At 72.7% G+C, this 14,275-nt stretch carries 13 protein-coding genes; 10 read left to right on the top strand and 3 right to left on the bottom strand.

Features of this window, described 5'->3' with window-relative positions; genetic code table 11:
• Positions 1 to 222 precede the first annotated feature (222 nt).
• From IG74_RS0121885 to IG74_RS0121870, 4 genes are all read left to right on the top strand, one after another.
• On the top strand, positions 223 to 1,047 hold the full coding sequence (locus tag IG74_RS0121885; protein WP_030679803.1) for a sugar phosphate isomerase/epimerase family protein: 825 nt from the start codon (positions 223 to 225) through the stop codon (positions 1,045 to 1,047).
• Positions 1,044 to 1,676, top strand: a complete 633-nt coding sequence (locus IG74_RS0121880; RefSeq protein WP_030679800.1) for a TetR/AcrR family transcriptional regulator — start codon at positions 1,044 to 1,046, stop codon at positions 1,674 to 1,676. The genes IG74_RS0121885 and IG74_RS0121880 overlap by 4 nt, the downstream gene beginning before the upstream one ends.
• Before the next feature lie 260 nt (positions 1,677 to 1,936).
• The gene (gene ilvD / locus IG74_RS0121875) at positions 1,937 to 3,790 is read left to right on the top strand and encodes a dihydroxy-acid dehydratase (protein ID WP_030679798.1); all 1,854 of its coding nucleotides are present in this window, start codon (positions 1,937 to 1,939) and stop codon (positions 3,788 to 3,790) included.
• Positions 3,791 to 3,974: 184 nt separating this feature from the next.
• On the top strand, positions 3,975 to 4,292 hold the full coding sequence (locus IG74_RS0121870) for an SH3 domain-containing protein (protein ID WP_030679796.1): 318 nt from the start codon (positions 3,975 to 3,977) through the stop codon (positions 4,290 to 4,292).
• Positions 4,293 to 4,350: 58 nt separating this feature from the next.
• Here IG74_RS0121870 and IG74_RS0121865 read toward each other — a convergent pair whose 3' ends face one another.
• On the bottom strand, positions 4,351 to 6,582 hold the full coding sequence (locus IG74_RS0121865) for a serine/threonine-protein kinase (protein WP_030679794.1): 2,232 nt from the start codon (positions 6,580 to 6,582) through the stop codon (positions 4,351 to 4,353).
• A 173-nt stretch (positions 6,583 to 6,755) separates the two neighbouring features.
• Between IG74_RS0121865 and IG74_RS0121860 the strand changes: the two genes are divergently transcribed.
• The 5 genes from IG74_RS0121860 (at position 6,756) to proC (ending at position 10,800) form a co-directional block, all read left to right on the top strand.
• Positions 6,756 to 7,262, top strand: a complete 507-nt coding sequence (locus tag IG74_RS0121860) for a hypothetical protein (RefSeq protein WP_030679792.1) — start codon at positions 6,756 to 6,758, stop codon at positions 7,260 to 7,262.
• A gap of 157 nt (positions 7,263 to 7,419) precedes the next feature.
• Complete coding sequence (locus IG74_RS0121855) at positions 7,420 to 8,211, top strand: class I SAM-dependent methyltransferase (RefSeq protein ID WP_030679791.1); 792 nt, start codon at positions 7,420 to 7,422, stop codon at positions 8,209 to 8,211.
• 49 nt (positions 8,212 to 8,260) lie between these two features.
• The gene (locus tag IG74_RS0121850; RefSeq protein WP_037825866.1) at positions 8,261 to 9,076 is read left to right on the top strand and encodes an ABC transporter ATP-binding protein; all 816 of its coding nucleotides are present in this window, start codon (positions 8,261 to 8,263) and stop codon (positions 9,074 to 9,076) included.
• Positions 9,077 to 9,133: 57 nt separating this feature from the next.
• On the top strand, positions 9,134 to 9,871 hold the full coding sequence (locus tag IG74_RS0121845; RefSeq protein WP_030679787.1) for an ABC transporter permease: 738 nt from the start codon (positions 9,134 to 9,136) through the stop codon (positions 9,869 to 9,871).
• A 101-nt stretch (positions 9,872 to 9,972) separates the two neighbouring features.
• Entirely contained in the window at positions 9,973 to 10,800 is an 828-nt protein-coding gene (proC, locus tag IG74_RS0121840) for a pyrroline-5-carboxylate reductase (protein WP_030679785.1), read from the top strand.
• 94 nt (positions 10,801 to 10,894) lie between these two features.
• On the opposite strand, the gene IG74_RS0121835 is transcribed toward proC, so the two are convergent.
• A complete protein-coding gene (locus IG74_RS0121835; protein WP_037825865.1) occupies positions 10,895 to 11,512 on the bottom strand; it encodes a cysteine hydrolase family protein in 618 nt (205 codons plus the stop codon).
• A gap of 146 nt (positions 11,513 to 11,658) precedes the next feature.
• On the opposite strand from IG74_RS0121835, the gene IG74_RS0121830 reads away from it, so the two are divergent.
• The gene (locus IG74_RS0121830) at positions 11,659 to 12,657 is read left to right on the top strand and encodes a GlxA family transcriptional regulator (RefSeq protein ID WP_030679779.1); all 999 of its coding nucleotides are present in this window, start codon (positions 11,659 to 11,661) and stop codon (positions 12,655 to 12,657) included.
• On the opposite strand, the gene trpS is transcribed toward IG74_RS0121830, so the two are convergent.
• Complete coding sequence (gene trpS / locus IG74_RS0121825; protein ID WP_030679776.1) at positions 12,585 to 13,622, bottom strand: tryptophan--tRNA ligase; 1,038 nt, start codon at positions 13,620 to 13,622, stop codon at positions 12,585 to 12,587. The genes IG74_RS0121830 and trpS overlap by 73 nt on opposite strands.
• Between the last annotated feature and the right edge of the window lie 653 nt (positions 13,623 to 14,275).

The raw sequence follows: 14,275 nt of genomic DNA, 5'->3' as shown, positions 1-14,275 counted from the left end.
CCCAGGCCCGCCCCTTCCCGATCCGGGGGCTCCGCCCCCGCGCCCCCGTTCATCGGCGCTCCGCGCCTCGTCCTCAAACGCCGGACGGGCTGAATAGTGCCGGCTCGCGCCAGTGGTTTTCAGCCCGTCCGGCGTTTGAGGACGAGGCCGCAGGCCGATCGACCGTGCCCCGGCGCAGACGCGCCTCCCCGCTCCCTCGCAGGGCCCCGTACGCTGTTCCCCGTGGTGGAACCAGTCGTGCGCATCCCGGACGCGAAGGTCGCCCTGTCGACGGCCTCCGTCTATCCGGAGTCGACGGCGACGGCCTTCGAGATCGCGGCGCGCCTCGGGTACGACGGCGTCGAGGTCATGGTGTGGACCGATCCCGTCAGCCAGGACATCGAGGCCCTGCGCCGCCTCAGCGACTACCACCAGATCCCCATCCTCGCGGTGCACGCGCCCTGCCTGCTGATCACCCAGCGCGTCTGGTCCACCGACCCCTGGGTGAAGCTCCAGCGCGCCAGGGCCGCCGCCGAGAAGCTGGACGCGTCGACGGTCGTCGTGCACCCGCCCTTCCGCTGGCAGCGCGGCTACGCCCGGGACTTCGTCCAGGGGATCTGGCGGATGGCGGAGGAGACGGACGTGCGGTTCGCCGTGGAGAACATGTACCCCTGGCGCTACCGCGACCGCGAGATGCTCGCGTACGCCCCCGACTGGGACGTCACCAAGGACGACTACCGCCACTTCACGATAGATCTCAGCCACACCGCCACCGCCCGCGCGGACGCCCTCCAGATGGTCGACCGCATGGGCGACCGGCTCGGCCACGTCCACCTCGCCGACGGCAGGGGCTCCGCGAAGGACGAGCACCTCGTGCCCGGCCGCGGCACCCAGCCCTGCGCCGAACTCCTGGAGCGCCTCGCGACCTCCGGCTTCGACGGCCACGTGGTCATCGAGGTCAACACCCGCCGCGCCATGTCGAGCGCCGAGCGCGAGGCCGACCTCGCCGAGGCCCTGGCTTTCACGCGGCTGCACCTGGCCTCGTCGGTGAAGGTGCCGCGCTCGTGACGGCGAGCGCCCCCGCGCCCCGGCGCCGGGGCCGCCCCTCGCGCACCCAGACCGAGCGCGGGCCCGCCACCCGCGAGGTGATCCTGGAAGCGGCCCGCGACCAGTTCTCCGCGCACGGCTACGAGAAGACCTCCGTACGCGCCATCGCCAAGGCAGCGGGCGTCGACTCCGCCCTCGTACACCACTACTTCGGTACGAAGGAGCAGCTCTTCGCGGCCGCCATCGAGGTGTCCTTCGCGCCCGCGCTGCAGGCCCCCGCCGCGATCGAGGACGGCCCGCTGGATTCCGTCGGCGAGCGTCTGACCCGCTTCGTCCTCGGCGTCTGGGAGAACCCGGCCACCCGCACGCCGCTGCTCGCGATCGTCCGCTCGGCGGTCAACCACGAGACGGCCGCCGCCGTCTTCCGCCGCCTCGTCACCACCCAGCTCCTGTCCCGCGTCGCCGGCACCCTCGACCTGCCCGACGCGGACCTGCGCGCCGAACTGGCGGCGGCCCAGCTGGTGGGCATCGCCATGCTCCGGTACGTGATCCAGGTGGAGCCGCTGGCATCGGCGGACATGGAGGACCTGGTGGCGCGGGTGGCACCGGTGGTGCAGGGACATCTGACGGGCTTTCCCGGACCGGTCTGACGGGCTTTCCCGGACCGGCCGGACCGGCCTCGCGGACCGGCCGGACCGGCCTCGCGGGGCCGGTGGACCGCCTGTCTCGCCCGCAGGTCAGCCGGTCGGCCGCCCGCTCCGCGCGCGGATCCGCATGAGACGGCCGTCCCGCCATCCGGACACCCTGTCCGGATCTTGGATCATCGGCGTACGCTCGGCCGTATCGAGAGCTGTATCCAGAGCTGTATCGATAGCCGTATCGAGATCTGCCCCTGAAGGAGCGAGCGACGATGCCCGAGCTGAGGTCCCGCACAGTCACCCACGGACGCAACATGGCGGGCGCCCGCGCCCTTATGCGGGCCTCCGGGGTACCGGGCGCGGACATCGGCCGGAAGCCGATCATCGCCGTCGCCAACTCCTTCACCGAGTTCGTGCCCGGCCACACGCACCTGGCGCCGGTCGGCCGCATCGTCAGCGATGCCGTCCGGGAAGCGGGCGGCATCCCGCGCGAGTTCAACACGATCGCCGTGGACGACGGCATCGCGATGGGCCACGGCGGCATGCTCTACAGCCTGCCCTCGCGCGACCTGATCGCCGACTCCGTCGAGTACATGGTGGAGGCCCACTGCGCCGACGCCCTGATCTGCATCTCGAACTGCGACAAGATCACGCCCGGCATGCTGATGGCCGCCCTGCGCCTGAACATCCCGACGGTCTTCGTCTCCGGCGGCCCCATGGAGGCGGGCAAGGCCACCCTCGTCAACGGCACCGTCCGCAAGCTCGACCTGATCGACGCGATGGTCGACGCGTCGAACGAGAACGTCTCCGACGAGGACATCCTCCGCATCGAGGAGAACGCCTGCCCGACCTGCGGCTCCTGTTCCGGCATGTTCACGGCCAACTCCATGAACTGCCTGACCGAGGCCATCGGCCTGTCCCTGCCGGGCAACGGCTCGGTGCTCGCCACCCACACCGCCCGCAGGGCGCTGTACGAGCGAGCGGGCGCGACGGTCGTCGAGATCACCAAGCGCTACTACGACGGGGACGACGCCTCCGTCCTGCCGCGCAACATCGCGACCCACGCCGCGTTCGAGAACGCCATGGCCCTCGACATCGCCATGGGCGGCTCCACCAACACGATCCTGCACCTCCTGGCCGCCGCCCAGGAGGCCGAGGCCGGCTACGACCTCACCGACATCGACGCCGTCTCGCGCCGCGTCCCGTGCCTGGCGAAGGTCGCCCCGAACGTGGCGCCGCAAGGCACGTACTACATGGAGGACGTGCACCGCGCGGGCGGCATCCCCGCGATCCTCGGCGAGCTCTACCGCGGCGGCCTCCTCAACGAGGACGTGCACACGGTCCACTCGCCCTCCATCAAGGAGTGGCTCGACGCCTGGGACGTGCGCGGCGGCTCCGCGGGCCCCGAGGCCCTCGAGCTGTGGCACGCGGCCCCCGGCTGCAAGCGCTCCGCCGAGGCCTTCTCGCAGTCCGAGCGCTGGGACACCCTCGACACGGACGCGGCGGGCGGCTGCATCCGCGACGTCGCCCACGCCTACTCCCAGGACGGCGGCCTCGCCGTCCTCAAGGGGAACCTCGCCGTCGACGGCTGTGTCGTGAAGACCGCGGGCGTCGACGAGTCGATCTGGACCTTCGAGGGCCCGGCCGTCGTCTGCGAGTCGCAGGAGGAGGCCGTGGAGAAGATCCTGAACAAGCAGGTCAAGGAGGGCGACGTCGTCGTCATCCGCTACGAGGGCCCCAAGGGCGGCCCCGGCATGCAGGAGATGCTCTACCCCACCTCCTTCCTCAAGGGCCGCGGCCTCGGCAAGGCCTGCGCCCTGGTCACCGACGGCCGCTTCTCCGGCGGTACGTCGGGCCTGTCCATCGGCCACGCGTCCCCCGAGGCCGCGTCCGGCGGCACCATCGCCCTCGTCGAGGACGGCGATCGCATCCGGATCGACATCCCGGGCCGCTCGATCGACCTCCTGGTCGACGACGCCGAGCTGGCCCGCCGCCGCGAAGCCCTCGGCGGCACGTACGCGCCCAAGTCCCGCGAGCGCAAGGTCTCGGCGGCCCTGCGGGCGTACGCGGCGATGGCGACGAGCGCGGACAAGGGCGCGGTGCGCGACGTGTCGCGACTGGGCTGAGGCCCCGCACGCCACCGGGCCGAGGCCTGGCGCGGCGGGCCGATCCGCCGCCTCACGGGCCGACTGTCCCGGTTTGTCCTGCAACTGGTGTGGAGCGCGGGCGCGTCTATGGTGTGGAGTACATGCCATGGGCGGCCCGCGCCGCCCGTTTCACGTGGAACACGGGGACACACGGGGGATCACCATGAGCAGCGAAGAACTGACGATGCCCGCCACCGCCGATGTGGCGGACGGGGCGGAACTGACGATAGAGGCCGCGACGGCCAGACGGTACGCGGTCGTCGACGACGTCAACGTCCGCTCGGGCCCCGGCACCGCGTACGACAAGGTCGGCCGCCTCTCCGCGGGCACCCAGGTCACCATCAGCTGCCAGAAGCCCGGCGAGACGGTGACCGGCCCCACCGGGACGTCGAAGATCTGGGACCGCATAGGCAGCGGCCGGTACATCTCCGACACCTACGTGCGCACCGGCAGCAACGGCTACGTGGCGCCGCGCTGCTGACCGGCGCCGGTACGGGCACGGGTACCGATGCCAGTGCGTGGGGCCGCCGGGCCCGGGGTCACCCGGACTTCGGCGGCTTCGCCGTGTCGAACGCGTACACCAGGTTCTTGGCCCCGGTCACGATCGCCGCGCGGCCCGCGAGGGCGACGCGCGGGCTCGCGCCCACCTCGGCCGAGCCGTTGGTCCTCGGGTCCGTCGCCCAGAGCCGCGCGCCGTCGCGCGGCGCGAGCGCGGCGACGCGGCCGCTGGCCGAGCTGAAGTACACCGCCCCGGGCCCGGCGACCGGACCCGACGCCCCCTCCACACCCGCCTGCCGTGTCCACCTGAGCTTGCCCGTCACCGCGTTCACCGCGCTGACCTCGCCGTTCTGCTCGGTGAAGTACACCGTCCCGGCGGCGAGCCCCGGGGCGCCGCCGAACCGCTTCGGCAGCCGGGCCGTCGCGACCTCGCCCCGCGCCACGTCCACGCGGACGACGGCCTCGTACTCGATGACGCCGACCTCGCCCACCCGCTCCTTGGCCAGGACGAGCCGTCCGCCGTGCGCGCCGAGCACCTGGACCGGACCGTCGAGGGCGACGGCCCTGCCGAGGTCCCCGGACGCGAGGTCGAGGCCGCGCACCGTGACGTGCCGGACCACGGTGTCCGACACCTCGGCGGTCGGACCGCACATCACGTACGCCGCGCCACCGGCGGCGAGCGGCGCGCAGGTGGCGCCCGCCGGGACCGGGGTCCGCCACAGCACCTTTCCGGAGCGCACCGCGCGGCCCTCGATGTGCGTGCCCGCCCCGTTGAGGGTGACGACGGTGGAGCCGATCACCTCGGCGTCGGCGGCACGCCTCGTGACGGCCATCGACTTGCTGGCGAACCGGGCCGACCACAGCTCCTTGCCCCGGGCCGCGTCGAGCGCCACGACCTCGCCGGGCCCCGAGTCGTCGGGGAGCAGCCGGTAGCCCAGGACCGTGTTCCCGGACACGCCGACCATGTGTGTGTTCTGCATGGGGACGCCCGGGTGGTGCGCGGTCCACATCCGGTGGCCGTCGGCGACGCGGATCCGGGTGGCGATGACGCCGCCGCCCCCGCAGTACGCCGAGCCACCGCGCGGCACGCAGCGCAGCTCGTCCGGGAGCTTCGCCGCGCCGGCCGGAACGTTCTGCCGCCAGGCCTTGAAGCCGTCGGGGAGCGGCGCGCCGGTCGCCGCCACGTTGCGGCCGCTGTCGTCGGGCCGGTCGCCGCCGGAGCCGTCCGCGCCCGGCTTGAGCAGCGCGACACCGCCCGCGATCACGGCGATGCCCAGGACGGTGGCGAGCACGGGCCGCCAGCGGCGGCGCAGCCGCCCGCCGAGACCGCGGGGCGGCGGGGCGACCCCGGCGTCTCCCGCGCCCGGCGCGGCGGGCGCACCGGTCTTCTCGGACGCCGTGGACAGATGGTGCTGCGTGTCCGTGTCCCGCGTGCGGCTGCCGCCGTCCCCGGCCGCCGCCCCGAGGTCCACCGGCAGGTCCCGCAGCCGGACGAGGAGCTCGTCGATGGTGGGGCGGACGGCGGGGTCCTTGGCGAGGCAGGGCTCGACGGCCGTGCGCAGCGCGCCCGGGACGTCGTCGAGGGCCGGCGCCTCGTGCACGACCTGGTACGCGGTCATGTACGGGCTGTCCGCGTCGAAGGGCCCCTGCCCCGTCGCCGCGTACACCAGGAGCGTGCCGAGCGAGAAGACGTCCGACGAAGGACCGACGCCGCGCGGCGTCTGGAGCTGCTCCGGCGACATGAACGGCGGCGTGCCGATGACCCGCCCCGTCATCGTCAGCGTCTGCTGGTCGGCGGCGCGCGAGATGCCGAAGTCGATGACGCGCGGCCCTTCGGCGGACAGCACGACGTTGGACGGCTTCAGATCGCGGTGCACGACGTCCGCGCGGTGGATGTCGCGCAGCGCCTCGGCGAGCCCGATCGCGAGCGTGCGCAGCTCCATGCCGCCGACGGGACCGCGCCGCGCGATGCGCTGGGCGAGCGTGGGGCCTTCTATGTACGCGGTGGCCATCCACGGCTGCTCCGCCTCGGGATCGGCGTCGACCACGGCCGCGGTGAACGCGCCGCTGACCCGGCGGGCCGCGGCGACCTCCTGTCGGAACCGGATGCGGAACTCCTCGTCGCCCGCGAACTGCTGGTGGATCAGCTTGATCGCGACCGGCCGCCCCGACGCCGTACGCGCGAGGAAGACCGTGCCCATGCCGCCGGAGCCGAGCCGCGACTCCAGTGGGTAGCCACCGATCTCCTCAGGGTCCCCTGAGCGGAGCGACACCTCTTTCGACCTCCCGGTACCGGTCGTCCCCCGTATTACTGCCTGCCCGCACAAATTAGCGGCCGGACGGGGAGGCGGAGCAAGGCGGCCCGCCCTTCGGCCCTCTCCCGGGTGCTCGCGCCGCCGCGCGACGCTCCCCGCGCGCCGCCGCGGCACGGGCGATAATCGGGGACGTGAGCGACGAACGACGTACCGAACAGACCGAGGGCACCCCGCCGGGCCCCCGCCCCGAGCCCATCCGCTTCTTCGGTACGTCGTGGCTCGAACACACCGACGGCTACGCCGCGCGCCGCGCCGGTGTCGCGGCCGGCTCGCTGGTCGCGGCGGCCGCGGGCTGCCTCGTGCTGCGCTTCGCCTACCAGGGCCTGGAGATCGCGGACGTCGGCGCCTTCGTGAACGTGCTAGTCGTGGTCATGTTCGCCATCTGCAGCGCGATCGCGTTCCGGCGCACCTGGGAGGGGTTCTCCAAGCGCCACGACCCGCAGTCGGTGGCGTCCATGCGCAGCCTGATGACCATCGGCTTCATCGGCTCCCTCCTCGCCTACTTCTTCCGCTCCCTGAAGGAGGCCCCGGGCGAGCGACTGCACCGCGAGGAGTACGAGACGGCGCTCGAACAGTACGAGCGCCGCACGAAGCGCCGCGCGGGCAACCCCGCCAAGCGCAAGCGCCGCCAGAAGTAGCTGCCTCTCAGCCCGTCCGGCGTTTGAGGACGAGGCGCGCAGCGCCGATGAGGGCGGGGGCACGGGGGCGGCAGCCCCCGGAACGGGAAGGGGCGGGCCTGGGGCGCCCCGCGAGGGCCCCGCGCCCCCTCCGCCCCCGCGGTGTGAGGATGCCCCCATGGCAGACCAACACCCCACCGCCTCCGCCGAGTTCGCCCTCTCCTTCGAATCCGTCGCGGCCCAGTACGCCGCACCCCGCCCCGGCTACCCACCCGCCCTGTTCACCACGGTCGAGGACCTCGCGAACACTCCCCTCAAGGGCGCGACCGTGGCCGACGTGGGCGCGGGCACCGGCATCGCCACCCGCCTCCTCCGCGAGCGGGGCGCCCACGTCATCGCCGTGGAGCCCGGCCCCGAGATGGGCGCACAGCTGCGCGCCGCCCTGCCCGGCACGCCCCTGGTCCGCGGCTCGGGCGACGCCCTGCCCCTGGCCACGGCCTCCGCCGACCTCGTCACCTACGCCCAGGCCTTCCACTGGACCGACCCCGAACGCTCCGTCCCTGAGGCCCTGCGCGTGCTGCGCCCCGGCGGCGCCCTCGCCCTGTGGTGGAACGCGCCCGACCCGGACGTCCCCTGGTCCGCCGCCCAGGAGGCCCGCCTGAAGGCCCGCCTCCCCGGCTACCACGCCCACGGCATCACCGGCGACGCCGCCCGCATCGTCGACCGCGTGGCCCCGGGCCTCGCCCCGGTCCACCGCCGACTGCGCTGGACGCGCCGGGTCCCGATCGACGTCCACCTCGCGCACCTCGGCAGCCGCTCGTACTTCGCTTCCCTCGGCCCCGCCCGGTCCGCCCCCGTCCTCGCGGACGAACGCACCCACCTCCTCGCACACTTCCCCGACGGCACGGTGGAGGAGACCTACGCCGTGGACCTCACGGTCGTACGCGCCCCCCTGTGCAAGGCCCGGTGACAGACCGACGTCTTGACGGACCGGGCCTCGCGGGCGCAATAATCATCACATGATGAATATCGAGACCCCGGCCCGGTCCCCGGCCACCGCGGCGGCCGCCGTCCGCGCCCACGCACTCAAGGTCGTCCGCGGCCGCCGCACCGTCCTGCGCGAGCTGACCTTCACCGTCCCGCGCGGCCAGATCACCGGCCTGCTCGGCCCCTCCGGCTGCGGCAAGTCCACGCTGATGCGCGCCGTGGTCGGCACCCAGGCCAAGGTCACCGGCACCCTGCACGTCCTGGACCACCCGGCCGGCACCCCCGCCCTGCGCTCCCGCATCGGCTACGTCACCCAGGACCCCTCCGTCTACGCCGACCTCACCGTCCGCCAGAACCTCGACTACTTCGCCGCCGTCCTCACCCCCGGCCGCGGCCCCGCCGCCGCCCGCCGCCGCGAGGACGTCACCCGCGCCATCGCCGACGTGGACCTCACCAGCCACGCCGACGCCCTGGCGGGCGACCTCTCCGGCGGGCAGCGCAACCGCGTCTCCCTCGCCGTCGCCCTCCTCGGCGCCCCCGAACTCCTCGTCCTCGACGAACCCACCGTCGGCCTCGACCCCGTGCTCCGCCGCGACCTGTGGCACCTCTTCCACACCCTCTCCGCCGAACGCGGCACCACGATCCTCGTCTCCTCCCACGTCATGGACGAGGCGGAACGCTGCCACCGGCTGCTCCTCATGCGCGAGGGCGAGATCCTCGCCGACGACACCCCCGACGCCCTGCGCGACCGCACCGGCTCCCACACCGTCGAGGAGGCCTTCCTCCACCTCGTCGACGAGGCGAACGCCGCACGGCCGCACCGAGGCCGGGAGCCCCAGCTCCCCTGACCCCGCACCCCAGGAGCCCCCCCGACCCACCGAACCCAGGCACCACCGGAGCCCACGATGAACACCCATCGCACCCTCGCCACCGCCGCCCGCGTCCTGCGCCAGCTCCGCCACGACCCCCGCTCCATCGCGCTGCTGATCCTCGTCCCCTGCGTGATGCTGCTGCTCCTGCGCTACGTCTTCGACGGCAGCCCCCGCACCTTCGACTCCATCGGCGCGTCCCTGCTCGGGATCTTCCCGCTGATCACGATGTTCCTGGTGACCTCCATCGCCACCCTGCGCGAACGCACCTCCGGCACCCTGGAACGCCTCCTCGCCATGCCCCTGGCCAAGGCCGACCTCATCGCGGGCTACGCCCTCGCCTTCGGCACCCTCGCGGTCATCCAGTCCGCCCTCGCCACCGGCCTCGCCCTGTGGGGCCTCGGCCTCGACGTCACCGGCTCCGCCTGGCTACTGCTCCTGGTCGCCCTCCTGGACGCCCTGCTCGGCACCGCCCTCGGCCTGTTCGTCTCGGCCTTCGCCGCCTCCGAGTTCCAGGCCGTCCAGTTCATGCCGGCGGTGATCTTCCCCCAGCTCCTCCTCTGCGGCCTGTTCACCCCCCGCGACAAGATGCAGCCCGTCCTCGAAGCCCTCTCCGACGCCCTCCCCATGTCGTACGCCGTCGACGGCATGAACGAGGTCCTGCGCCACCCCGACATCACCGGCGACTTCGTCCGCGACGCCGTCATCGTCGCCGCCTGCGCCGTACTCGTCCTCGCCCTGGGCGCCGCCACCCTGCGCCGCCGCACGGCCTGACCACGGACCGCGACCGTCCGCCCACCGGACGCCCCGCCGCGGCTCACCCCGCCCGATGCGAGGATGGCCCGAACGACGCACCCCGGGAGAGGCCCTCGCTCATGAGCCAGACGCGCAAGCCGAGCCAGACCGTCGCGGTCCTCGGCACCGGAAAGATCGGCGAAGCCCTGCTCAGCGGCATGATCCGCAGCGGCTGGGCGCCCGCGGACCTCTTTGTCACCACCCGCCGTCAGGAACGCGCCGACGAGCTCCGCACCCGCTACGGCGTCGAGCCCCTCACCAACGCCGAGGCCGCCAAGCGCGCCGACACCCTGATCCTCGCCTGCAAGCCGCAGGACATGGAGCGGCTGCTCGACGAACTCGCCCCGCACGTCACCACCGACCGCCTCGTCATCAGCGCCGCCGCCGGCATCACCACCTCCTTCATCGAGGAGCGCCTGACCGCCGGCACCCCCGTCATCCGCGTCATGCCCAACACCCCCGTCCTCGTCGACGAGGGCATGTCCGTTATCTCGGGCGGCAGCCACGCCACCGCCGCCCACCTCACCCACGCCGAGGACGTCTTCGGCGCCGTCGGCAAGACCCTCCGCGTCCCCGAGACCCAGCAGGACGCCTGCACGGCCCTGTCCGGCTCAGGACCCGCGTACTTCTACTTCCTGGTCGAGGCCATGACCGACGCGGGCATCCTCCTCGGCCTGCCCCGCGACAAGGCCCACGACCTGATCGTCCAGGCCGCGATCGGCGCCGCCGTGATGCTCCGCGACAGCGGCGAGCACCCGGTGAAGCTCCGCGAGGCCGTGACCTCGCCCGCGGGCACCACGATCAACGCCATCCGCGAGCTCGAGAACCACGGGGTGCGCGCCGCGCTCATCGCCGCCCTGGAGGCCGCCCGCGACCGCAGCCGCGAGCTCGCCTCCGGCAGCGGCTGACAGTCGGGCCCTCTCCCGCCGGGCGCCCGGCCCCGGCCCCGGGTCCGGGGGATGCCCCCCCGGGCCCGCCCGCCATCGGCCTTCGGCCTCGTCCTCAAACGCCGGACGGGCTGGAGATCCCGGCCGGGCCGGATACTCCGGCAATCAGGTTCTCCGTCGTCACCACTTCCGCGAACCCGCCCCCGTGCAGCGACACCGCCGTCGCCCGCGCGATCTCCTCCGCCCCGAGCCGCCAGCCGAAGGGCCCCTCCAGGTCGAAGGTGTAGGTCGCGTCCAGCGCGAACAGCACGTCGTACCCGAGGTTCCCGCCCATCCGCGCCGTCGTCTCCGCGCACATGTTGGTCTGGATCCCGGTCACCACGAACTGCGAGATCCCCGCCTCCTTGAGCCAGGCGTCCAGATCCGGCGTCCCGTAGAAGGCCGAGTTCACGCTCTTCGTCACCAGGAGCTCACCACCGGCCCCCTTCCCACGCCGCTCCTCGACGTACTCCTTGAAGTCGTTGCCCACGTACCCCGACCGCAGCGGCGAGTCCGGCTTCACCGAGTCGTGCCGTACGAACACGACCGGCCGCCCCGATTCCTGCCACGCCCCGATCAGCGCGGCGATGTTCTCGTCGGCCCCGGGGTTGTTCCGCTCTCCCCAGTACTCCACCTCCTCGAAGCCCTTCTGTACGTCCACCACGACCAGTGCTGCGTTCTCTGCGATCTCCATGCCCTCGATGCTGCCGCCCGCGGGCCTGTCGTCCCAGAGGTACAGAAGCCACCGATCGATGGTTTACTGCCAGCGTGCCCACCGCCGCCGCGCCGACACCCGCCACCCCGACGCCCGCCACCCCGGAGGGCACACGCCCGCAGCGCATCGCCCTGCTCGCCTTTCCCGGCATCCGCGCCTTCGACGTCTCCGTGATCACCGAGGTCTGGGGTGCCGACCGCACCGACCGCGGCGTACCCCTCTTCGACCTCCGCCGCGTCGCCGCCGATCCCGCGCCCGTCCCCATGCGCGGCGGCCTCAGCCTCACCCCCGACCGCACCCTCGCCTGGCTGACCCGTCTGACCGACGGCGACCTGATCGTCGTCCCCGGCCTCGACGACCACCTGACCCCCGCACCACCTCCGATCCTCGAAGCCCTACGCCGCGCCCACGCCCGCGGCGTCCCCGTCGCGGCCCTCTGCGGCGGCGCCTTCACGCTCGCCCAGGCCGGCCTGCTCGACGGCCGCCGGGCCATCACCCACTGGCACCTCGTCGATCTCCTGCGCGCCCATCACCCCCTCGTCGATGTCGTGCCCGACGCCCTGTTCATCGAGGACGACAAGATCTGGACCGCCGCGGGCACCGCCGCCGGAATCGACCTGTGCCTGCACCTGGTCCGCGCGGCACACGGATCCGAGACCGCCGCGACGATCGCCCGCTCGATGGTCACCGCGCCCTTCCGCACCGGCGGCCAGGCGCAGTTCATCGAGCACCCCACACCCCGCGCCGACCGGGACGCCGACGCCCTGGCCGCCGTCCGTGAATACGCCCTCCGTCACCTCCACGAGCCGCTCACCATCGCTGACCTGGCCACCCGGGCGGGCATGTCGGCACGCTCCTTCGCCCGGCACTTCACCGCGGCGACCGGCACCACCCCCTTGCGCTGGCTCCTCGACCAGCGCGTCGCCGCCGCGCAGAAACTCCTGGAACGCACCGACCTGCCCATGCCCGAAGTCGCCCGCCGCGCGGGCTTCGGCAGCGAGATCACGATGCGACAGCACTTCGCCTCGCGCCTCGCCACCAGCCCACGCGCCTACCGCGCCACGTTCACCGGCACCGCCGCCGGCACCTCGGCCGCAGGGGGCAGCAGCCCGATCGCCCGATAGGCGGCATCGACCGTCGGCCGCGCCATCCCCCTGGCCCGCTCCGCCCCGGCCCTCAACACCTCCTCTACATACGCCGGATCCGCGACCAGCTCCTTGTGCCGCTCCCGCACCGGCCGCAGCAGCTCCACCACGGCGTCCGCGGTGTCCTTCTTCAACGCTCCGTACGACTCATATGCACCGCTCAGCTCTTCCGGGTTCCCACCCGTGCAGGCGGCCAGGATCTCCAGCAGATTCGCCACCCCCGGCTGGGCCTCGCGGTCGTACACGACCCCGCTGCCGCTGTCCGTCACGGCCCGCATGACCTTCTTCCGCACCACGTCCGGCTCGTCCAGCAGATAGACGATCCCGGCCCCGGACTCGTGGGACTTGCCCATCTTGGACGTCGGGTCCTGCAGGTCCATGACCCGCGCCGCCACCTGCGGCGGCGTCGCCCGCGGCACCACGAACGCGTGCCCGTACCGCTGGTTGAACCGCACCGCGAGATCCCGCGTCAGCTCGACGTGCTGCGTCTGGTCGTCCCCGACCGGCACCTCGTGGGCCCCGTACGCCAGGATGTCCGCCGCCATCAGCACCGGATACGTCAGCAGCGAGAGCCGCACGCTCCCGCCCCGCGCCCGCTCGACGGCCGACTTCTCCTTGTACTGGATCATCCGGCGCATCTCGCCGTCGGTCGCGACGCACTCGAGCAGATACGAGAGCCGCGCGTGCTCGTCCACATGACTCTGTACGAAGACGGTGCAGCGCTCGGGGTCGATCCCCGCGGCGAGCAGCAGCGTCGCCGCCTGCCGACTGAGCCTGCGCACCCGGCCGGGGTCGTGCTCCACGGTCAGCGCGTGCAGATCCACCACGCAGAACAACGCCTCCGCGCGGTGCTGATCCACTTCGGCCCAGCGCCGGACGGCTCCCAGGTAGTTCCCCAGCGTCAGATGCCCGGTCGGCTTGACCCCACTGAAGATCCGCGTCATGACTGCTCTCCACCTCCAGAACGGGGCCGTCGCCCCGACGGCCGGGCTCAGGTCCTCCGGAGGGAGATACACGAACGGCCGCCGAGGCGGCGGCCGTTGAGTACACGCGTGAGTACGGCCGCCGTCAGGCGGCCCACCACAGTTGGATGCACGCGTGCGTAGTCACGGCTCCACCGTAGCGCCCCAGGGCCCGGAGTTGACACCCCCAGACCCGGAACGTAGTGTTCTCCGAGTTGCCCGACGTGAGCGCCGACTTAACGGTCGGTCCCCGGGCGGCCATTCCGTAAGAACCATCAAATGATCGACGCGCAGCCTCTTCGTGTTCGCGAAGGGTCCGTCGTCGGCTCGTTTTCATGTGTCTTTGCGAAATGAGGAATCGGCGTTCGAAGGAACGCCCCCGATTAGGTCGGGAGCCGAGATTCCGCTAAAGTCTCACTCGTCGGAACGGCCCAACGGCCGCGAAGACAAACCCGGTTGACTGGGAATCAGGCCCGAAAGGATCTGATAGAGTCAACACCGCCGGAAGGCCGAAGGGCCGGAAAGCACCGAGGAAGTCGGAACGGACCGGGAAGCCGGAAAGATCTGATAGAGTCGGAAACACGAAATACCGAAGGGAAGCGCCCGGAGGAAAGCCCGAGAGGGTGAGTACAAAG

The organism is Streptomyces sp. NRRL B-1347, assembly GCF_000720325.1.
In the GTDB taxonomy this organism is placed as follows: Bacteria; Actinomycetota; Actinomycetes; order Streptomycetales; family Streptomycetaceae; genus Streptomyces.
The sequence above is the reverse complement of the archived record's forward strand: the minus strand, read 5'-3'. Positions and strand labels throughout refer to the sequence as shown.